This is a genomic window from Phreatobacter sp. GW821-FHT04C01 (assembly GCF_059420385.1).
On sequence record NZ_JBWKTP010000004.1, the window covers coordinates 343255 to 363365 of the forward strand.

General features: G+C 66.4%; 17 protein-coding genes. 12 read left to right on the plus strand and 5 right to left on the minus strand.

All coding sequences use genetic code 11. The features are described 5' to 3' along the window. The first annotated feature begins 4 nt into the window (after positions 1-4). From ntrC to AC07WJ_RS17575, 11 genes are all read left to right on the plus strand, one after another. Positions 5-1447: a nitrogen regulation protein NR(I) gene (gene ntrC / locus AC07WJ_RS17525; protein ID WP_494935901.1), complete on the plus strand. Its 1443-nt coding sequence runs from the start codon at positions 5-7 to the stop codon at positions 1445-1447. A 198-nt stretch (positions 1448-1645) separates the two neighbouring features. Continuing rightward, on the plus strand, positions 1646-3892 hold the full coding sequence (locus AC07WJ_RS17530) for a sensor histidine kinase NtrY-like (protein ID WP_494935902.1): 2247 nt from the start codon (positions 1646-1648) through the stop codon (positions 3890-3892). Between the two features lie 20 nt (positions 3893-3912). Continuing rightward, complete coding sequence (gene ntrX / locus AC07WJ_RS17535) at positions 3913-5280, plus strand: nitrogen assimilation response regulator NtrX (RefSeq protein WP_494935903.1); 1368 nt, start codon at positions 3913-3915, stop codon at positions 5278-5280. 241 nt (positions 5281-5521) lie between these two features. After that, positions 5522-6379 carry a D-amino-acid transaminase gene (locus tag AC07WJ_RS17540; RefSeq protein ID WP_494935904.1) on the plus strand — a complete coding sequence of 286 codons (858 nt, stop codon included), beginning with the start codon at positions 5522-5524 and terminating at the stop codon, positions 6377-6379. A gap of 165 nt (positions 6380-6544) precedes the next feature. Further along, the gene (gene hfq / locus AC07WJ_RS17545) at positions 6545-6796 is read left to right on the plus strand and encodes an RNA chaperone Hfq (RefSeq protein WP_494935905.1); all 252 of its coding nucleotides are present in this window, start codon (positions 6545-6547) and stop codon (positions 6794-6796) included. Between the two features lie 21 nt (positions 6797-6817). Then, positions 6818-8194, plus strand: coding sequence for a GTPase HflX (hflX, locus tag AC07WJ_RS17550; RefSeq protein ID WP_494935906.1), 1377 nt, complete (start codon positions 6818-6820; stop codon positions 8192-8194). Between the two features lie 567 nt (positions 8195-8761). Next, positions 8762-10093 (plus strand): ComEC/Rec2 family competence protein, encoded by a 1332-nt coding sequence (locus AC07WJ_RS17555; protein ID WP_494935907.1) that lies wholly within the window; start codon positions 8762-8764, stop codon positions 10091-10093. A 22-nt stretch (positions 10094-10115) separates the two neighbouring features. Further along, a complete protein-coding gene (locus AC07WJ_RS17560) occupies positions 10116-11429 on the plus strand; it encodes an esterase/lipase family protein (RefSeq protein WP_494935908.1) in 1314 nt (437 codons plus the stop codon). 12 nt (positions 11430-11441) lie between these two features. After that, complete coding sequence (locus tag AC07WJ_RS17565; protein WP_494935909.1) at positions 11442-13184, plus strand: gluzincin family metallopeptidase; 1743 nt, start codon at positions 11442-11444, stop codon at positions 13182-13184. Position 13185: 1 nt separating this feature from the next. Beyond that, positions 13186-14388, plus strand: a complete 1203-nt coding sequence (locus tag AC07WJ_RS17570) for a ComEC/Rec2 family competence protein (RefSeq protein WP_494935910.1) — start codon at positions 13186-13188, stop codon at positions 14386-14388. 147 nt (positions 14389-14535) lie between these two features. After that, positions 14536-15000 carry a GNAT family N-acetyltransferase gene (locus AC07WJ_RS17575; protein ID WP_494935911.1) on the plus strand — a complete coding sequence of 155 codons (465 nt, stop codon included), beginning with the start codon at positions 14536-14538 and terminating at the stop codon, positions 14998-15000. A gap of 67 nt (positions 15001-15067) precedes the next feature. Here the strand turns inward: AC07WJ_RS17575 and mazG are convergent, their stop codons facing one another. Beyond that, positions 15068-15931, minus strand: a complete 864-nt coding sequence (gene mazG, locus AC07WJ_RS17580) for a nucleoside triphosphate pyrophosphohydrolase (protein ID WP_494935912.1) — start codon at positions 15929-15931, stop codon at positions 15068-15070. A 228-nt stretch (positions 15932-16159) separates the two neighbouring features. Between mazG and AC07WJ_RS17585 the strand changes: the two genes are divergently transcribed. Continuing rightward, positions 16160-16537, plus strand: a complete 378-nt coding sequence (locus tag AC07WJ_RS17585) for a VOC family protein (RefSeq protein ID WP_494935913.1) — start codon at positions 16160-16162, stop codon at positions 16535-16537. Positions 16538-16554: 17 nt separating this feature from the next. Here the strand turns inward: AC07WJ_RS17585 and phoU are convergent, their stop codons facing one another. The 4 genes from phoU to pstC all read right to left on the minus strand — a co-directional run bounded on the left by phoU (position 16555) and on the right by pstC (position 19929). After that, the gene (gene phoU, locus AC07WJ_RS17590) at positions 16555-17268 is read right to left on the minus strand and encodes a phosphate signaling complex protein PhoU (RefSeq protein WP_494935914.1); all 714 of its coding nucleotides are present in this window, start codon (positions 17266-17268) and stop codon (positions 16555-16557) included. Positions 17269-17344: 76 nt separating this feature from the next. After that, complete coding sequence (gene pstB / locus AC07WJ_RS17595; RefSeq protein WP_494935915.1) at positions 17345-18163, minus strand: phosphate ABC transporter ATP-binding protein PstB; 819 nt, start codon at positions 18161-18163, stop codon at positions 17345-17347. Positions 18164-18166: 3 nt separating this feature from the next. After that, entirely contained in the window at positions 18167-19015 is an 849-nt protein-coding gene (gene pstA / locus AC07WJ_RS17600; RefSeq protein WP_494935916.1) for a phosphate ABC transporter permease PstA, read from the minus strand. Between the two features lie 8 nt (positions 19016-19023). Then, complete coding sequence (gene pstC, locus AC07WJ_RS17605) at positions 19024-19929, minus strand: phosphate ABC transporter permease subunit PstC (RefSeq protein WP_494935917.1); 906 nt, start codon at positions 19927-19929, stop codon at positions 19024-19026. Between the last annotated feature and the right edge of the window lie 182 nt (positions 19930-20111).

Sequence of the window (20111 nt, forward strand, 5' to 3'; positions counted from 1 at the left end):
ACCTATGCCGACGGGAACGATCCTGGTCGCCGATGACGACGCCGCGATCCGGACGGTGCTGAACCAGGCGCTGTCGCGGGCCGGCTACGACGTCCGGCTGACCGGCAATGCGACGACGCTGTGGCGCTGGGTGGCCCAGGGTGACGGCGACATCGTCATCACCGACGTGGTGATGCCCGACGAAAACGCCTTCGACCTGCTGCCGCGCATCAAGAAGCTCCGGCCCGAGCTGCCGGTCGTGGTGATGAGCGCGCAGAACACGTTCATGACCGCGATCAAGGCCTCCGAGCGGGGCGCCTATGACTACCTGCCGAAACCGTTCGACCTGAAGGAACTGGTGTCGATCGTCGGGCGGGCGCTGGCCGAACCGAAAGGCAAGCTCGGCGGCAAGGCGCCGCTGGCCGATGCCGACACCATTCCGCTGGTCGGCCGGTCGCCGGCCATGCAGGACATCTACCGGGTCCTGGCCCGCCTGATGCAGACCGATCTGACCGTGATGATCGTCGGCGAAAGCGGCACCGGCAAGGAACTGGTGGCGCGCGCGCTGCATGATTACGGCAAGCGCCGCGCCGGGCCCTTCGTCGCCATCAACATGGCGGCGATCCCGCGTGACCTGATCGAAAGCGAATTGTTCGGCCATGAGAAAGGCGCCTTCACCGGCGCCCAGGCGCGCAATCCCGGCCGGTTCGAGCAGGCCGAGGGCGGCACGCTGTTTCTCGACGAGATCGGCGACATGCCGATGGAGGCCCAGACCCGCCTGCTGCGCGTGCTGCAGCAGGGTGAATATACCACGGTCGGCGGCCGCACGCCGATCAAGGCCGATGTCCGTATCGTCGCCGCGACCAACAAGGACCTGCGCCAGCAGATCCAGCAGGGCATGTTCCGCGAAGACCTGTTCTTCCGCCTGAACGTGGTGCCGCTGCGGCTGCCGCCGCTGCGCGAGCGCAGCGACGACGTGCCGGACCTGGTCCGCCATTTCTTCGCCCAGGCCGAACGCGAAGGCCTGCCGGCCAAGCAGATCGACGCCGGCGCGATGGAGAAGCTGAAGCGCTATCGCTGGCCGGGCAATGTCCGCGAGCTGGAGAACATGATCCGGCGGCTGACCGCGCTCTACCCGCAGGAGATCATCACCGGGCCGATCATCGACAACGAATTGTCGACGCCCGAGCCGATGTCGGCGCGCGAGGCCGCGCGCGAGGACGAAACGCTGATGGCCTCGGTCGAGCGCCACATGGGCACCTATTTCAAATCGTTCGGCGACGACGTGCCGCCGCCCGGCCTCTATCACCGGGTGCTGCGCGAAGTGGAGATCCCCTTGATCTCGGCGGCGCTCGCCGCCACCCGCGGCAACCAGATCAAGGCGGCGGACCTGCTCGGGGTCAATCGCAATACCCTGCGCAAGAAGGTGCGCGATCTGGATATCCAGGTGATCCGCACCTCGCGGTGAGGGCTGGCGCGTCAACGCTCGCCCGCGTCGTCGCGGGAGAGGGTTTACGCGTTGACCTCACCTCGCGGTGACGTGAAGGCCAATTACGTGACTTTTCGGTCACAGTTGTTGTAAGAGGGCCGCAGGATTCCTTTGCGATCGGGTTGTTTGGCTGCCAATGCGGGTGGCCCGGCACGCCGTCCGGAGAGCATTCACTGCATGACGGCTCAAGCAACGCCCGATCCCGTGACCCACACCGTCGGCGACGCGGCGACCATGCCGCGGCTTCGATCCGGCCGGGCCGGGCCGGTCATGGTCGCGGTCGCGCTGCTGGCAGGCCTCGTCACCTTCCTGCTGGTCACCGGCCTCGCGCCGATCGCGCCGACACACGAGGTCGTGCTCAGCGTGCTGGCGGTCGATGCCGCGCTGGTGCTGGCGCTGACGCTGATGATCGTCCGGGAGATCCTGGCGCTTCGGCGCGCCCGGCGCAGCGGCCAGGCGGCCTCGCGCCTGCACGAGCGGGTCGTGCGCCTGTTCGCCTTCGTCGCCTCGATCCCGGTGGCGGTGCTGGCGGTCGCGGCGTCGGTCACGCTCGATCGCGGCCTGGAAAGCATTTTCTCGGGCGGCGTGAAGCGGGCGGTCGAGGCCTCCGCGCAGGTCGCCAACGCCTATATCGGCGAACAGATCGAACTGGTGCGGGCGGAAGCCGGCGCCCTGACGCAGGATATCGAGCGCATCCGGGCGCTCGACAGCCGCCAGGTCGATTTCAAGCGCTTCCTGACCGCCCAGGCGCTGGTGCGCGGTTTTGTCGTGGTCCGGCTGGTCCGCCCCGACGGCAGCGTGGTGGAGGCGGCCGACCTGCCGGTGCAGGTCGATTTCAGCATTCCCGCGACGATCCTCGACGAGGTCGGCAAGACCGACGACATCATCGTCAACGTCTCGTCGCGCGGCGAGCGCGACTTCATCGAAGCGATCCTCCGGCTCAAGCGCGGCGTCGACGAGTTCCTCTATATCGTTCGCCCGATCAATCCGCGGATCGGCGAGCATCTCCGGGCGACCCAGTTCGGGCTGTTCGAATATCAGCAGCTGCAGGACCGGCGGCTCGGCCTGCAGATCGCCTTTGCCTTGATGTTCGCGCTGATCGCGCTCCTGGTGACGCTGTCGGCGGTGTTCCTGGGGCTGAGCTTCGCCAATCGCCTGGTCCAGCCGATCCGGCGGCTGATCGGTGCGGCCGGCCAGGTCGCGGCCGGCGATCTCGGCGTCGAGGTCCATATCCGCAAATCGGAAGGCGATCTCGCCAATCTCGGCGACACTTTCAACAAGATGACCGCGCAGTTGCGCCAGCAGCGCGAGGACCTGATCAGCGCCCGCGACCAGATCGACAGCCGCAGGCGTTTCACCGAAGCCGTGCTGTCGGGGGTCACCGCCGGCGTTCTCGGCCTGGACGAAGCCGGCCACGTGACGCTGATGAACCGCTCGGCCTCGGATATTCTCGGTGTGCCGGCCACCGAACTCTCGGGCGTGACGCTCGCCGAAAAAGTTCCGGAACTGGCCGAACTGATCGGCCGGGCCGGGCAGGGGGGCGCCAACCTCGTGCAGGGCCAGGTCATGCTGGTGCGGGGCGGCCGGGAACGGACGCTGGTGGTGCGGGTCGCCCTCGAAGCGGACGAGGAGGGCGCCCATGGCGCGGTCGTCACCATCGACGACGTGACCGACCTGGTGGTGGCCCAGCGCACCTCGGCCTGGGCCGACATCGCGCGCCGGATCGCCCATGAGATCAAGAACCCGCTGACTCCGATCCAGCTGTCCGCCGAGCGCCTGAAGCGGCGTTACGGCCGGGTGATCACCGAGGACCGCGAGGTTTTCGACCAGTGCACCGATACGATCATCCGCCAGGTTGGCGATATCGGCCGGATGGTCGATGAATTCTCATCCTTCGCGCGCATGCCGAAGCCGGTCTTCGAGCGCGAGGATGTCGCCGACACCGTCCGCCAGGCGGTGTTCATGATGCGCATCGGCTATCCCGACATCGAGATCGAGACGGATGTCGCGGACGGGGTCTGGCCGGCTTCCTTCGATCGCCGGCTGATCAGCCAGGCGCTGACCAACATCATCAAGAACGCCACCGAGGCGATCGCGGCGGTTCCTGAGGATGAACGCGGCAAGGGACGCATCATGGTGCGTCTCGTCGCAAATCCGCCTTTCTTTGCGATAGACGTGATCGACAACGGAATGGGGTTACCCAAGGAGAACCGTCACCGGCTGCTCGAGCCCTATGTCACCACCCGCACCAAGGGTACGGGGCTGGGGCTCGCGATCGTCGGCAAGATCCTCGAAGAGCATGGCGGCAGCCTCGGCCTGTTCGACGCGCCGCCCGATGCCGAGGGGCGGGTCCGCGGGGCGTGCATCCGCTTGAGTTTCAAGGACCAGAAAGTCGCTGTGGCTCCCGCCACGGCGGCCGAGTGATATCGGAACAGGTTGGACGAATGGCAGGCGATATTCTGGTGGTCGATGACGAGGCCGATATTCGCGACATCGTCGCGGGTATTCTGGACGACGAAGGCTATCGTACCCGCACGGCCCGCAATTCCGACGAGGCGCTGGCGGCCATCGAGGCGCGCCGGCCCAACCTCATCTTCCTCGACATCTGGATGCAGGGCAGCCGGCTCGACGGCCTGCAACTGCTCGACGTGGTCAAGGAACGTCATCCCGACGTGCCCGTCGTGATGATCTCCGGCCACGGCAATATCGAAACCGCGGTCTCGGCGATCAAGCGCGGCGCCTATGACTATATCGAGAAGCCGTTCAAGTCGGATCGGCTGGTGCTGGTGGCCGAACGGGCCATCGAGACCTCCAGCCTCAGGCGCGAGGTCAAGGCGCTCAGGCAGATCTCCGGCCAGTCGACCGGACTGGTCGGCCGTTCCTCGGCGATGAACCAGTTGCGCCAGACGATCGAGCGGGTGGCGCCGACCAACAGCCGGATCATGATCTTCGGCGCGTCGGGAGCCGGCAAGGAGCTGACCGCCCGTACCGTGCATACGACTTCGGTGCGGGCCAACGGCCCGTTCATCGTGATCAATGCCGCGGCGATCACGCCGGAGCGCATGGAGATCGAGCTGTTCGGATCGGAAGGCGAGAACGGCCAGGGCCGCAAGGTGGGCGCGCTCGAGGAGGCCCATGGCGGCAGCCTGTTCATCGACGAGATCGCCGACATGCCGCGCGAGACGCAGAATCGCATCTTGCGCGTGCTGGTCGACCAGAGCTTCCAGCGTGTCGGCGGCACCACCCGGGTGCAGGTCGACGTCCGGATCATTTCCTCGACGGCGCGCGATATCCAGAGCGAAATCTCCGAGGGCCGCTTCCGCGAGGACCTGTTCCACCGGCTGGCGGTGGTGCCGATCCGGGTGCCGACGCTGGCCGAGCGGCGCGAGGACATTCCCGATCTGGTCGAGCATTTCCTCGACCAGATCTCGGCGAGCACCGGACTGACCAAGCGCAAGATCGGCAATGACGCCATGGCCGTGCTGCAGTCGCATGACTGGCCGGGCAACCTGCGCCAGCTGCGCAACAATATCGAACGCGTGCTGATCCTGGCCGGCGGCGATCCCGATGCCGTGGTCGACGTCTCGATGCTGCCGCCGGATGTCGGCTCGGCGGTGCCCTCCATGCCGCAAGGGCAGGGCGGCGAGCACCTGATGGCCTTGCCCCTGCGCGAGGCGCGCGAGGCCTTCGAGCGGGAATATCTGGCGGCCCAGATCAACCGCTTCGGCGGCAATATCTCCCGCACCGCCGAGTTCATCGGCATGGAACGCTCGGCGCTGCATCGCAAGCTGAAGGCGCTCAGCGTCGGCTGATTCGCCGCCGCGGTGCCGGGCAGGCCGCGCACCATGGCAGGTTTGTGGGTGCTGTCCCCGCAAATTCGTCAGGGCGGCTTTGCGCGAGCCGGGCATGTCCGGTCTTCGCGGGCCGGCTGAACCGTGTCAGATTGGTGTTGCAGTGCGGTGCAACCCTGCTGCTTTCAGCAATGCGTCAGGCGGCTCGCGCGAAGGCGGTGTCCCAACTGACGATCGGCAAGCCCGAACAGGAGCCCGGCCCATGTCCCGCATCGCTTATGTCAACGGCAGCTACCTGCCTCACGGCTCGGCGGCCGTTCACATCGAGGATCGCGGATATCAGTTCGCCGACGGGGTCTACGAGGTCTGCGAGGTCAAGGGCGGCTGGCTGGTCGATGAGACGCGCCACCTCGACCGGCTCGAGCGTTCGCTCACCGAATTGAAGATCGCATCGCCCATGTCGCGCGGCGCGCTCGGCGTGGTGCTGCGCGAGACCGTGCGCCGCAACCGGGTGCGCGAAGGCCTGGTCTATATGCAGGTGACCCGTGGCGTGGCCCGCCGCGATCATGCCTTCCCGAAGCCCGGCACGCCGCCGGCTTTGGTGATCACCGCGAAATCGGTCGACATGACCAAGGGCGAGGCCAATGCCGCCAAGGGCGTCAAGGTCATCACGCTGCCCGACAATCGCTGGGAGCGGGTCGACATCAAGTCGGTCGGCCTCCTGCCCAATTGCCTGGCCAAGCAGGCCGCGCGCGAAGCCGGGGCCTATGAGGCCTGGCTGGTCGACAAGGACGGCTTCGTCACCGAGGGCTCGTCGACCAATGCCTGGATCGTCACCAAGGACGGCGTGCTGGTCACCCGCTACGCCGACAACGGCATCCTGAAGGGCATTACCCGCACCACCCTGTTCGATCTCTGCGCCCGCGAGGGCATCCGGATCGAGGAGCGCCAGTTCAGCGTGGCCGAAGCCCAGGAGGCGCGTGAATGCTTCCTGACCTCGGCAACCACCATCGTCATGCCCATCGTGGCGATCGACGGCCGGCCGGTCGGCAACGGCGCGCCGGGGTCGATCGCGACCGATCTTCGCTCGAAATTTCATGAGGTTGCGGAGATCGCGTAAGAGGCGCGGTGAAGGACCACACGAGGCCGTGAGGGCCGCGCGGCTTGCGCTGCGGGGACCGATCAGCCTCTAATAGGCAGTCAAGAAGAAGCTCGGAACCGGTCAAAAGCCGGTTCATCAACCTTCGCGGCGCACTTTCTGCCGCGGCAACAACGGAAAAACACAATGGCGGATCGAGCCCAGAACCTCCAGGACACCTTTCTCAATCACGTCCGCAAGAACAAAGTCCCTCTGACCATCTTCCTCGTCAACGGCGTCAAGCTTCAGGGCGTCGTCACCTGGTTCGATAATTTCTGCGTGCTTCTGCGTCGTGATGGCCACTCGCAATTGGTCTATAAGCACGCCATATCCACGATCATGCCCGGCGCGCCGGTCCAGCTGTTCGAACCGACGGACGGAGAGGGCGACAAGGGTTAAAGACCACATTCGAGGCTTGGCTTGGACATAAGGCGTCCCGACATCATCTCGCTTTCGCAGTCCGGTGCGCCGGAAGAGCCGCGAGGTGAGCCGACCCGCGTGCTGGTCGTGGTTCCCGTGCGGCCGCTGCGCGGCCGTGCGGGCGAGGCGCCCGAAACCATGCGCTCGGCCGAGGCCAAGCGGGACGAGGCGGTGGGCCTTGCCGCCGCCATCGATCTCGAGGTGGCGCTGTCGCTGATCGTCACGCTGGCTTTGCCGCGCCCGGCGACCTTGCTCGGCAAGGGCAAGGTCGAGGAGATCGCGGGCCTCGTCACGGCGCACGAGACCGGCCTGGTCTTTGTCGACGCGGCGCTGTCGCCGGTGCAGCAGCGCAATCTGGAAAAGGCCTGGAAGGCCAAGGTGGTCGACCGCACCGGCCTGATCCTCGAGATCTTCGGCCGGCGCGCGCGCACCAAGGAAGGCGCGCTGCAGGTCGAGCTCGCCCATCTCAGCTATCAGAAGAGCCGGCTGGTGCGGTCCTGGACCCACCTCGAACGCCAGCGCGGCGGCTTCGGCTTCCTCGGCGGTCCCGGCGAAACCCAGATCGAGGCCGACCGGCGGATGATCCAGGAGCGGATCACCCGGATCGAGCGCGAGCTCGCCCAGGTGACGCGGACGCGCCGGCTGCATCGGGAAAGCCGCAAGCGCGTGCCCTATCCGATCGTCGCCCTGGTCGGTTACACCAATGCCGGCAAGTCGACTTTGTTCAACGCGCTGACCACCGGCGGCGTGCTGGCGCAGGACATGCTGTTCGCAACGCTCGATCCGACGCTCCGGCAGTTGCGCCTGCCGCATGGCGCCAAGGCGATCCTGTCCGATACGGTCGGCTTCATCTCGGATCTGCCGACCATGCTGGTCGCGGCGTTCCGCGCGACGCTGGAAGAGGTGATCGAGGCGGATGTCATCCTGCATGTGCGCGATGTCAGCCATGGCGACACCGAGGCGCAGGCGGCCGATGTCGCGACCATCCTCGCCGAACTCGGCATCGCCGAGACCCGTGCGCTGGTCGAGGTCTGGAACAAGGTCGACCTGCTCGACGGCGAGGCCCGCACCGAGGCCTTGAACCGCGCGACCCGCAACGATCAGGAGAAGCGCCCCTATCTCGTCTCGGCGCTCTCGGGCGAAGGCTTGCCGGAGCTCCTGGCGGCGATCGAGGAACGGGTGGTGGCCGGGCACGACCGGCTGACCGTGACGGTGCCGGCGGCCGACGGGCGCACGCTCAACTGGATCCACGAGAATGCCGAGGTGGAAAGCCGGCAGGCCCTGGAGAACGGCGAGACCCTGGTGACGCTGAGGATCGCTCCGGCCAAGCGCTCGCAGCTCGAGCGGCGGCTCGGCCGGCCCGGTGAGGCGGCCTAGATTCTCTCAGACTGAAGCGATCCTGCAACCAGCCAGTTTCGCCGCGAGCCGGCCTGATCCGACCCACCGCTGCTGCCAATCCCTGCTTCCCTCACCCCGCGACGAGCTCATTTTCGTGCTGAAGCAACCAGAGCGGTGAAGCCGATGCCGGCGGCCGCACCGGCCTGATCGTGGGCGAGGATGACGCCGCCGACATTGGTCGGGCGAAGCCCACGCGCCGCGGCAGCAGGGCCCGCGCGAATTCACGCTGAACTCACGCTGGGGTTGATAATGTCCTGTAGATCGCCACGGCAGCCGCGAACCGGCTGGGGGCGATTTTGACGAGATGGGGGCCTGTTTCGCGGGTTGGCGGACGATGAGGGGACGGGCGTCCAGTGACCCATGCGGATTGATCAATTTCGACGTCTCGAAGATCCAATCGTTCGGCGGTCGGCATAGATATAAATGTATTCTCTGAAATAGAGCTGAGTATCGATCTTTTCATTGAAAATAGTAGCTAAGAATTTATGGTGATACTGGCGTGGCGTGCCCGACATGGGTGAATAGAAGGGGTGCTTGGAGGGGGACATGCACAATTTCTTCCGGCGGCGCGATGGTCGTCCCTTCGAGATCCCATCGCGAATGTATGCTCTGATAGTCGACGGTGAGGACGGCGAATTTGTCCTGTTCGACGCGGTCGACGCGCGATTTTTCGACTCTGTCTATCCGGTCAATCATGACCCCGCGCCTGGCAACTGGCGCAGCCACGTCGACCGCGCGCCGGTCTATGCGGTCGAGATCAACGCCTTGGACGGCAGGCCGGACGCGATTGCCTGGCACAAGCGCTACCCGCGGGACATCTTGCCGGACTGGTCGCAGATCGATCTGGTTGCCGACCCGAAAGGCGAAGCCGAGGTCTACGACAATATCGCCGGGCCACCGATGCGCGCCAGGATTTCGGTCCAGCCGCTGTCCGAGAGGCTCGCGAAGGCGCTGGAGGACGCCACGGACCTAGCCCCGGATATCAGATCGGAAGCAGATATCGAGCAGGCGCTGCCCACATCCGCGATTGACCAGGTGTTCGTGCTCGACGTGGGGCAGGGGGCTGCCAACGCCCTGGTCACCTCCGCAGGCGAGGTGGTTGGCTATGTCGATCTCGGCGCCGGCGTGCTTCGGGATGCCGGGACCTGGCCGAAGTCGATGCGCGGCATCTGTCTCTGTCACCGGCCCAAGGTGATCCTCACCCACTGGCACTACGATCATTTCGAGGCCGCCAACATCTATCCGGCCGCGCAACAGCTGACGTGGATAGCGCCGTTCCAGAGGCTCGGCCCGGGGCCGCAATCGGCAATGGCCAGCTCCATCACCGGTGCCGGAGGCACGCTGATGGTCTGGAATGGCAGCGGGATCCTTTCCGCGGGCCAGATCGTTCTCGAACGTTGCACCGGCCCGGTGGGCAATCAGAACAGGACCGGCATCTCCGTGTGGGTGCGGGGGCCGGTGGGCAGGGATCCGATCCTGCTGCCGGGAGACGCAGGTTACATCGATGTCCCGACACTCGCCGCTGGACAGATGATGGAGGGTGCCGGAAAGGCGGTCGAGGCCTTAGCCGTTGCCCATCACGGCGGACACTCTCCGGGCAGGCCTCCGGCAAAGTCGGGCGGCGGCATCCCACGCGCGGCACTCTCCTACGGTCACACCAATGGCTACGGGCACCCGCTGAAGAGCGCGCTGACAGGGCTGACCGCGTCGGGATGGGGCATTGGCCATCCCACAGCCGGTCTGGACGAGCGCCGCACCGAAGACCGGCCGGGCGGCGCCGGCGGCGCGGGCCTTGGCCACATCAGGCTGAATTGGGCTGGCGGCAGCGGCCCTGCGCATAGTTGCGCGTGCGGCTGCACGCTCGACCCGACGCAATGACTGTTCAAGGGGGAGGGCAAACATGAAATGCGTGGTGTTCGTTCCGGGAACGATGGGTTCCATCCTCTCGACACCCGATGGCGAGGAGGTCTGGCCGCCGACGCCGCTGGAGGTCGCGCTTGGCTATAAGCGCAAGGACAAGCTGCTGCGGAACGATCTCGTCGTCGGCGACATCGTGCGCGAGGTGTCCTGTTTCGACGTCTACAAGCCGCTGCTCGACACTTTTGGGGCGATGGGCTTCAAGGAGAGCGGGCCGGGCGACCGCCTGCACCTCTTTGCCTATGACTGGCGGCGCGATCTCGAGGGACTCGCCACGCAACTGGCCGCCCGGCTCGACGCCGTGCCCGCCGACGCGACGTCGATCACCCTGGTCGCCCACAGCATGGGCGGCCTCATCGGCCGCCTGATGCTGGAGACCGGCAAGTTCGATACCAGGCCCTGGTTCAAGAAGGTCAATGGCTTCATGACGCTGGCGACGCCGCATCTCGGCGCGCCGCTGGCCTTGGCGCGCATCCTCGGTCTCGACAGCGCCATGGGGATCAGTGCTGCCGACTTTCGGGAGATCGCCGCCGACAGGCGTTATCCCTCCGGGTACCAGCTCCTGCCGGCACCCGGGGAGGCCGCGTGCTGGGACATCAAGGCCGGCGGTACGCTCGGTGAACTCAATATCTACGATGCGGCGGTCGCCGCCAGCCTCGGGCTCGATCCCGTCCTGGTGGCCCGCGCGGCCTGGGTTCATGCCACGCTCGCCAAGGCCAAGGCGCCGGCCCATATCCGCTACTTCTACTTCGCCGGCACCGGTCACAAGACGGCGACCCGCGTCAATATCGCCAGCAGCGCGAAGCAGGTGACCCGTTCCGAAGATGCGGGCGACGGCACGGTGCCGATGTGGAGTGCGCTGCCGAAATCGGGCCAGAAGCAGCTCGTCGTCGGCGAACATGCCGGCTTCTTTGCCGAGACGACGTTCAAAGCCGTCTTCTTCCGGCTCTTCGGCAAGAATTTCCCGACCCCGCCGGTCGGCGCCGCGGGAACGGAAACCGCGACGCTTTCGGTACAGTCGCTGACCATTCGCAAGACCGACGAGATCGAGCTGGTGATCCTGCCCTCGGCCGCGGTCGGCGCCGTCAAGGGCAAGGTGGTGCTGGAGCGCACGGACGCGCCCGGCAAACCTTTCGCGGCCTTCGGCGAGCCGATGAAGGTCAGTTATGGCGGGCCGCCGATCCCGGTCCTGAAGCTGCGTCTGCCGGCCATCGGCACGCCGGGCTTCTACCGGCTGCGCTTTGTCGGCAAGCCATCCGGGCAAAAGCCGGTCCAGTTCGCGGTGACCGACAGGTAGGGAGCGATGCCCATGGCCGCGAAGAAGCCGCCGGTGCCCGACACCAACGTCGTCAAGCTGAAATACATGGATACCGAACCCGGCCATGCCGCGGCGGACGCAACGACGCTGATGCAAGGTTGGGAATATGCGCCCACCGAGCCGATGCTGGATGGACCGGTGTCGCGTCGCGTCGCGGTGATCGATCTCGACCCCGACACCGGCGCGGTGATGCCGGGCGCGCGTTTCATCGCGCCGAAAGGCCGGACGCCAGGGCGCTACGTGGTCAAGAGCGAACTGGATGGCGACGCCGCCGATTTCAAGCAGGTGAGCGTGTTCACCGCGGTCATGAAGATGATGTCCATCTTCGAGACGCCTGACGTGCTCGGCCGCAAGCTGCGCTGGGCCTTCGACGGCGAACAGCTGCTGGTCGTGCCCCGCGCCGGCAAGATGGCCAATGCCTTCTACCACCGCGATTCACGCAGCCTGCAGTTCTTCTTCGTCGACGACCCGGGCAAGCCGGGCAAGCTGGTCCATACCTGCCTGTCGCCGGATATCGTCGCGCACGAGACGACCCACGCGATCCTCGACGGCATCGCGCCCGATCTCTACAACGCGACTTCGCCGCAGTCGCTGGCCATGCACGAGGCGATCGCCGATCTCGGCGCGGTCATGCTCGCGGTGCGCACCGACCGGCTGCTGCGCCAGGTGATGCAGGAGACCCGCGGCGATCTGAGGAAGGCCAAGGCCTTCAGCCGGATCGCCCAGCAGTTCGGCGCGGCGCTTTACGGCCCAGGCCGGCCATTGCGCGACCTCGTCAATACGGCGTCGATGTCGAAACCCGGAGCGCTCGACCTCAACGAGCCCCATGATCTCAGCACCGTGCTCACCGGCGCTCTCTATGCGCTGCTCCTCAACGAATACGAGACGATCCGACGGGAAGACTACGAAGCCAAGCTCGAGAAGGAGAAGTCAAAGCGCAAGCAGGAGGGAGCGGCGGCGCCGTCGAAGGCGGAAAAGGACAAGCTTCGCTTCTCCGTCTCCGGTTTCGCGCTGTTCAAGGCCAGCGAGAAATTCAAGCGGATCGCCTTTCGCGCGCTCGACTATCTGCCGCCGGGGGAGATCGCCTTCGCCGATTACGGCCGCGCCATGGTCGCCGCCGACGTCTATTCGAACCCGGACGATCCGGAGCCGCGGGAGTTCATCAAGGCGGAGTTCTTGCGGCGCGGCATGGTGGAGGAGGCGGACAAGCTCGATCCGGTCGAGCCCGGTTTCGACCTGCCGGCCGACCTCGATCTCGAGCAACTGGTGCGCAGCGACTGGGCCGCCTACCAATTCGCCGAGGCCTGGCGCAAGCAGCTGCTGATCCCGGAGCGGGTGCCGTTCGAGGTGCGGCCGCGGCTCGATGTCAGGCGCAAGACCTGGCGCAAGGACGGCGTTCAGGCGATGACGCGGGCGCTCCTGTTCAAGGTCGCCTGGCAGGCCGCGCAGGTGTTTCAGTCCGGCGATTTCTTCAGCGAGGTGGCGGTCACCCGCGGCACGATGCTGGCGGTCGACTGGGAGACGCGCAAGGTGTGCACCTTGCTGTCGACCAGCCCGGATCATCCGACCCAAGGCGACGCCGCGACCGCGCGCAACAATGCGATGCGGGAGACTTTCCTGGCCACCAGCATCGCCGAGGGTCTGTTGGAATTCGGTTCGCCCGACGTCCAGATCCAGAACGGTACGCTACGCGTGCGGGCGATGGGGCAGATGCTGCACATGATGGGGCATTGAGATGGCGAGCAAGCTCAGGGTGCGAATTTACAATGTCCTGTTCGGCGACGCGATCCTGCTGACCATCCCGGAGATCGACGAGGCCGGCAACGAGGTCAAGGTCAACGTGCTGTTCGATGTCGGCAATGCGCTTGCCGGGGAGGGCGGCCGCGACGAGGTGTTCAAGGCTGTGCTGGAGAACATCAGGGACGAGCTCGATCACGCGCCACTCGACCTCTACATCATGACGCATGAGCACATGGATCATATCCAGGGGTTGCTGCACGGCTCCAGGAAGCTCGGCATCGAGTTCAAGGCGAGGCACCTCTGGATGACGGCATCCTCGGCCGGGCCGGCCTATTACAATCGTTTCCCCAAGGCCCGGACGAAGCGCCTCGCCGCGCTGGCAGCCTATGAAGGCGTCGCGGCGTTCCTGGCGAAGAGCGCGGCGCCGGTGCCGGCCGGCATCACGGCGCTACTTGCGATCAACAACCCGCAATCCAGCAAGGATTGCGTCAAGCACATCAGCGAGCGCGGCCTCGGCGGGGTCGAGCCGCGCTACGTGCACCGCACCGCCGACGTGGCCGGGCATCACCCGTTCCGGCGCACGAAAGTTCGGCTGCTGGCGCCGGAGGAGGACACCTCGATCTACTACGGCGCCTTGCCGCCGCGCACCCTGGGCGCCGTGCTCGATGGCGCGGCCCCAGTATCGCTCGACGCGAAGGCCATTACTCCGCCGGCCGGCGTCGCCGCGGGTCATTTCTTCGACCTCGTGGCGTTCCGCTCGAGCGGCATGGCGGCCAGTCTCAAGACGATCGACAAGGCCGCCAACAATTCGAGCGTGGCGCTGGAGATCGAGTGGAACGGCTGGCGGCTGTTCTTCCCGGGCGATGCCGAGGAGAAGAGCTGGGAGATGATGGACCGGAGCAATAGGCTCCGGCCGGTGCATTTCCTGAAGATCAGCCATCACGGCAGCAAGAACGGCACGCCGAGGCTCCAGCTCGACAAGATCCTTCCCGAGCACGCGCCTGATGGCAGGCCGCGTTTCGCCGTCGTGTCGACGCGGGAGGGCGCCTATTCCGGCGTGCCGGATGCGGACACGCTGGCGCTGGTGGCAAGCCGGGCGCATCTCGACGATACCCGCTCGCTCAGCGAGGGCGGCTGGTTCGACATCACCTTTCCCGAGCGTTTCGACCAGGCGCCGGAATCCCGTCGCGGGCCGTGACGGCGGAATTCGCGTTGCACCGACACGATGAAGCGGCCGGGGCCGCGCGACCCCGCCGGCATCTTGGCGCTTGCGGTGCCGGACGGGCCACCTCATTGGTTCCGGGACAATCCCAGGCGATCGCGCCTGCCCGGAACGAGTGCTCCCATGACCTGCCGGATCGTCGATCTGCGCGATGAGGCGCGACATCTTCCCACCGTCGCGGCCTGGATCCATGACCAGTGGTGGTCCGGCTCGAGGACGTCGGTCGCGGATATCCAGGCCTGGCTGGAAATCCACCTCGACGAGGCCGCCGTTCCGACGACCTTTGTCGCGACCTCCGGGACGGAAGCGATCGGGTCGGTCTGCCTGCACGAGACCGAAGCGCCGGACCGGCCGGCCTATTGGCCTTATCTCGGCGCGCTCTACGTGCTGCCGACCGAGAGGGGGCGCGGCACAGGGGCCGAGCTCGTCCGCGCCGTCGAGGCCTATGCGCGCCGCCACGGCCATGCGGCGATCTACCTGAATGCCGCAAAGGCCATGGTCGCCTATTATGAAGCGCGCGGCTGGGCCGTCGTCGAACGCGGCTATGGCCCCAAGCGCCTCGCCATCATGCGGCGCGGGCTGGGGTGAGGGAAGGGCAGCGCGATCCCGCGTGGCGACGCCGGGCGAGGATTTGCGCGCGCGGCGCGTTTTTGCCTCATTCGCCACGCTCACGCCGTTTGGCCTCATCCCACAACGCATCCATCTCGGCGAGCGAGGCCTGTTCGGGTTTGCGTCCTTGGGCGGCCAGACTCTTTTCGATCTGGCCGAACCGGCGCTCGAACTTGGCGTTGGTCTCGCGCAGCGCCGCTTCCGGATCGATCTCCAGGTGGCGGGCGAGATTGACCACGGCGAACAGCAAATCACCAACCTCGCCTGCTATGGCATCCTGGCCCTCGCCATTGCGGCGCGCCGCGACGATCTCCTGCGCTTCCTCGACAATTTTCTCAAGAACGCTGTCCAAGTTATTCCAATCAAAGCCGACTTTCGATGCCTTCTCTTGCATCTTGAGGGCTCGTGTCAGGGCCGGGAGAATGGCGGGAATGCCCGAGAGCGCGCCGTCGCCGCCGCGCGGCGGCAAGCCGGCCTTGGCATGAGCTTCCGCCCTCAGGCGCTTTTCTTCCTGCTTGATCTCGTGCCACAGGCCCTTGACCGCCTCGGGCGACAGGTCACGCGCTCCACCGAAGACATGCGGATGCCGGCGGACCAGCTTCTCGGTAATGGCCCGCACCACGTCGGGGAAGGCGAACAGACCCTGTTCCTCGGCCATGCGGGCATGAAACACCACCTGCAGCAGCAGGTCGCCCAATTCGTCCTTGAGGTCGGCGAAATCGCCGCGCTGGATCGCGTCCGCGACCTCATAGGCCTCCTCGATCGTATAGGGGGCAATGGTCGCGAAGTTCTGCACGAGGTCCCAGGGGCAGCCTTTTTCGGGGGTCCGGAGCCAGGCCATGATTTCGATCAGCCGGTCGATATCGTCTGACGGCTGAACCTGATCGGGCGATTCGAAGGGGGCGGTCATCGGCGGCACTCGTTGCGGGGTCGATCAAGAAGGGCGGGAATTGCCGGCGGCATGCAAGCCGCACCGGCCGGCGGTCCACAGGATCGGGCCGATCGGTTCCCGATACCGCGAACTGCCCGGGCTTGCCGCGGCAATAGCATCATCAGGCCGGCGCGCCATGGCCGTTCTCGTATTGTTCCAAATTTCCCGCCTTGCTAGGCTCCGGACGGTTCGGATTCGGAGATCCCCATGCTGTCCCATCTGTCCCTCGGTGTGGCCGATCTCGCGCGCACGACCGCCTTTTACGACGCGACCATGGCGACGCTCGGCCATGCCCGGGTCTGGACAGCGGAGAAAGGCGTAGGCTACGGGCCGAACGCCCGGGAGGAGAAGCTGACGCTGTTCCTGAAGCCGGGCCCCATCGTCCTGCCGGGACCGGGCTTTCACCTGGCCTTCACGGCGCTGACGCGCGAGGCCGTGCATCTTTTCCACGCCGCCGCCCTGGCCCATGGCGGCGAGGACCGGGGGGCGCCCGGCCCGAGGCCGCATTATGGACCGACCTATTATGCGGCCTTCGTGACCGATCCGGACGGCTACCGGCTGGAAGCAGTGTTCCAGGAGCGCTGAGCCGGCCGCCGGCCCTATCAGCCGGCAGCGACCTCGGGCTCGCCGACGGCGTCGGTCTGGCCGGGGCGGGATTCCTCCAGCAGTGCGCCGGTCGCGGCATAATGCACGGCTTCGGCGATGTTGGAGACGTGGTCGCCGATCCGCTCCAGGTTCTTCGCGACGAAGACCAACTGGGTGCAGGGGGTGATGTTGCGCGGATCTTCCATCATATAGGTCAGGATGCCGCGAAACACCGAGGTGTAGAGATCGTCGACGTCGGCGTCCGACGACCAGATGCCCACGGCCTTGTCGGGATCGCGCGCGGCAAAAGCCTCGAGAACCACGTCGAGCCGCTCGATGACCAGGGCGGAAAGGCCTTCGAGGCCGGACACCAGGGGATGCGGAGCTGGCGCCTTGCCCAGCGCGACGACACGCTTGGCGATATTGTTGGCGAGGTCGCCGATGCGCTCGATATCGTTGGAGATGCGCAAGGCGCAGACCACTTCACGCAGGTCGAAGGCCACCGGCTGGCGGCGCGCGATGACCAGGATGCCGGATTCCTCGATCTCGCGCTGCAGGGCGTCGATCTGCTCGTCGATGGTGACGACCTGGCCGGCGAGATCGGGCGAGCGCTGGCCGAGCGCGCCGACCGCGATCATGACGCTCTGCCGGGCGAGCGTGCCCATCTCCTCGATGCTGCGGGCGAGGCTCTTCAGTTCGGTGTCGAACGCGGTGACGATATGGTCCTTCATGGGCGTCGCTCGGTTCCGGGCTCGCTGAAACAGGGGCTTGCCTGCGGGCTCGCAGGCGCGATGAGGTTCGGCTGGGTCAGCCGAACCGTCCGGTCACGTAGTCGAGGGTCTCGCGCTTCTTCGGATTGACGAAGATGTCGTTGGTCGGTCCCTGCTCGATCAGTTCGCCGAGCAGGAAGAAGGCGGTGACATCCGAGCAGCGCGCGGCCTGCTGCATGTTGTGCGTGACGATCACGATGGTGAATTCGCGCTTCAATTCGTCGATCAGTTCCTCGATGCGCGAGGTCGAGATCGGATCGAGCGCCGAGGTCGGTTCGTCGAGCAGGATGACGTCGGGCTTCACCGCGATGGTGCGGGCGATGCACAGGCGCTGCTGCTGGCCACCGGACAGGCCGAGCGCCGAGGACTTGAGGCGGTCCTTCACCTCGTCCCAGATCGCCGCCTTGCGCAGCGCCCATTCGACGCGCTCGTCGAGATCCTCGCGCGACAGCCGCTCGTGCAGGTTGATGCCGAACACGATATTGTCCCAGATGGTCATCGGGAACGGCGTCGGCTTCTGGAACACCATGCCGATCTTGGCACGGGTCAGGGCGGCCGGGGTCTTCTGGTCGATGATGTTCTCGCCGTCGACCATGATCGCGCCTTCGGCGCGCTGGCCCGGATAAAGCTCGAACATCCGGTTGATGACACGCAGCAAGGTCGACTTGCCGCAGCCCGACGGGCCGATCATGGCGGTGACCCGCCGGTCGAGCATGTCGAAATTGATGTTCTTCAGGGCCTGGGACTGGCCATAGAAGAAGTTGAGGTTCTTGACACTGACGCGGGCGGGCACGCCTTCCAGCGAGGAGACGGTGCGGGCCTTGTTGATCAGCGTTTCCGAGACGGCGACGGTCATGGCTTACTTCCTCTGTCCGAGGGCGATGATGAGACGCGAGGTGATGTTGAGCACGAGCACGCCGAGCGTAATGATGAGCGCGCCGGCCCAGGCCAGCGCGATCGATGCCGGATCGGCGCTCAGCGTCAGATTGAAGATCTGCACCGGCAAGGTCGCCATGGGCGAGTTGAGATTGGCGGTGAATTGCGGATTGCCGAAGGCGGTGAACAGCAGGGGCGCCGTTTCGCCGGCCGCCCGCGCGATGGCGAGCAGCAGGCCGGTGAGAATGCCGGCGCGCGCGGCCTTCCACTGGACCGACGAGACGACGGTCCAATGCGAGGCGCCGAGCGCGAAGGCGGCTTCGCGCAATTGCGCCGGCACCAGCCGCAGCATGTCCTCGGTCGCGCGCAGCACGACCGGCAGGATGATGATCGCCAGCGCGATGGTGCCGGCCCAGCCGGAGAACCGGCCCATGGGAATGACGATCAACGTGTAGACGAACAGGCCGATCAGGATCGAAGGCGCCGACAGCAGCACGTCGTTGACGAAGCGGATGGCCTCGGCGATCCAGGCGCCCTTGCCCTGTTCGGCGAGATACGTGCCGGCCAGCACGCCGATCGGGGTTGCGATGACGGTGGCGATGCCGACCTGCAGCAGGGATCCGACGATGGCGTTCATCAGGCCCTGCGGCCGGCCGAAGGCGTCGTTGGTGAAGGTCGACATGCCCATGGCCGAGATGCCGTTATAGAGCAGCGTCCAGATGATCCAGAACAGCAGGACGAGGGCGAGGACCGCGAAGGCGGTCGAGACCGTCTTGACGACCTTGTCGGTGGCGAGGCGGCGGTTCATGCGCGCCGTGGAGAGCGTGGCCATGATGATCCTCAATCCAGGCGGCTGCGCACGAGCCAGCGCGAAATCGCCAGCACGATGAAGGAGATGACGAAGAGCGCGAAGCCGAGTTGCAGGAGCGAGTAGAGCTTCAGGCTGCCGGCCTGGGCTTCGCCGAACTCATTGGCGATGACCGAGGCGATGGAGGATCCCGGCGCGAAGATCGATGTGCTGATGCGGTTGGCATTGCCGATGACGAAGGTCACGGCCATGGTTTCGCCGAGCGCCCGGCCGAGCCCCAGCATGCCGGCGCCGACCATGGCGGTGCGGCCATAGGGCACCCGCACGTTGCGGAACACTTCCCAGGTGGTCGCGCCGATGCCGTAGGCGGATTCGGCCAGCATGGCCGGCACCGACTCGAGCGTTTCGACGAACATGGCGGTGATGAAGGGCAGGATCATCAAGGCCAGGATGATGCCGGCGGTGAACACGCTGAACTGCTGCGGCGGCCCGGCGAAGACCTCGCCGACAATGGGCAGCCAGGACAGAAGCGCGATCAGCGGCGCCTGGATATAGGCGGCGATCAGGGGGGCGACGACCAGCGCGCCCCACATGCCGAAAATGATCGAGGGCACGGCCGCCAGCAGCTGGATGGTCACGCCGATCGGCTTGCGCAGTGCCTGCGGGCAGACCTCGGTGAGGAAGAAGGCGATGCCGAAGGAGACCGGCACCGCCACGACCACGGCGATGACCGCGGTGACCAGGGTGCCGAACAGCATGGAGGCGGCGCCGAAGCGCTCGGTCACCGGGTTCCAGACGGCAGTGGTGTAGAAGGCGACGCCGAAGTGGCGCAGCGCCGGCCAGCCGTCATAGGCCAGCATGGCGATCATGGCGCCGAGGATGAGCAGGACCAGCGCGCCGGATGCCCAGAGCAGGGCGTGGAAAACCGCGTCGGCCATCTGGCCGCGGCGAATGGTGCGCGCCAGGTTGGAACTTCGGTCACTTGCTAGCGAAGGCTCGGCGACAGTTGTCACGGATGGATCTCACAAGCTCGATCTGGATTGGACGGCAGGAGCAGGGGCAGGACCGGGGGGGGGGGGGGGGGGGGGGGGGGGGGGGGGGGGGGGGGGGGGGGGGGGGG

What these genes read in the sequence shown, in the direction of transcription:
- phoU (WP_494935914.1), bottom strand. Translation starts at nt 17,268, where the DNA reads ATGAAGGACCATATCGTCACCGCGTTCGACACCGAACTGAAGAGCCTC.
- AC07WJ_RS17565 (WP_494935909.1), top strand. Translation starts at nt 11,442, where the DNA reads ATGGCCGCGAAGAAGCCGCCGGTGCCCGACACCAACGTCGTCAAGCTG.
- AC07WJ_RS17570 (WP_494935910.1), top strand. Translation starts at nt 13,186, where the DNA reads ATGGCGAGCAAGCTCAGGGTGCGAATTTACAATGTCCTGTTCGGCGAC.
- AC07WJ_RS17540 (WP_494935904.1), top strand. Translation starts at nt 5,522, where the DNA reads ATGTCCCGCATCGCTTATGTCAACGGCAGCTACCTGCCTCACGGCTCG.
- AC07WJ_RS17575 (WP_494935911.1), top strand. Translation starts at nt 14,536, where the DNA reads ATGACCTGCCGGATCGTCGATCTGCGCGATGAGGCGCGACATCTTCCC.
- ntrX (WP_494935903.1), top strand. Translation starts at nt 3,913, where the DNA reads ATGGCAGGCGATATTCTGGTGGTCGATGACGAGGCCGATATTCGCGAC.
- pstA (WP_494935916.1), bottom strand. Translation starts at nt 19,015, where the DNA reads ATGGCCACGCTCTCCACGGCGCGCATGAACCGCCGCCTCGCCACCGAC.
- AC07WJ_RS17585 (WP_494935913.1), top strand. Translation starts at nt 16,160, where the DNA reads ATGCTGTCCCATCTGTCCCTCGGTGTGGCCGATCTCGCGCGCACGACC.
- pstB (WP_494935915.1), bottom strand. Translation starts at nt 18,163, where the DNA reads ATGACCGTCGCCGTCTCGGAAACGCTGATCAACAAGGCCCGCACCGTC.
- mazG (WP_494935912.1), bottom strand. Translation starts at nt 15,931, where the DNA reads ATGACCGCCCCCTTCGAATCGCCCGATCAGGTTCAGCCGTCAGACGAT.
- pstC (WP_494935917.1), bottom strand. Translation starts at nt 19,929, where the DNA reads ATGGCCGACGCGGTTTTCCACGCCCTGCTCTGGGCATCCGGCGCGCTG.
- AC07WJ_RS17560 (WP_494935908.1), top strand. Translation starts at nt 10,116, where the DNA reads ATGAAATGCGTGGTGTTCGTTCCGGGAACGATGGGTTCCATCCTCTCG.
- AC07WJ_RS17555 (WP_494935907.1), top strand. Translation starts at nt 8,762, where the DNA reads ATGCACAATTTCTTCCGGCGGCGCGATGGTCGTCCCTTCGAGATCCCA.
- ntrC (WP_494935901.1), top strand. Translation starts at nt 5, where the DNA reads ATGCCGACGGGAACGATCCTGGTCGCCGATGACGACGCCGCGATCCGG.
- hfq (WP_494935905.1), top strand. Translation starts at nt 6,545, where the DNA reads ATGGCGGATCGAGCCCAGAACCTCCAGGACACCTTTCTCAATCACGTC.
- AC07WJ_RS17530 (WP_494935902.1), top strand. Translation starts at nt 1,646, where the DNA reads ATGACGGCTCAAGCAACGCCCGATCCCGTGACCCACACCGTCGGCGAC.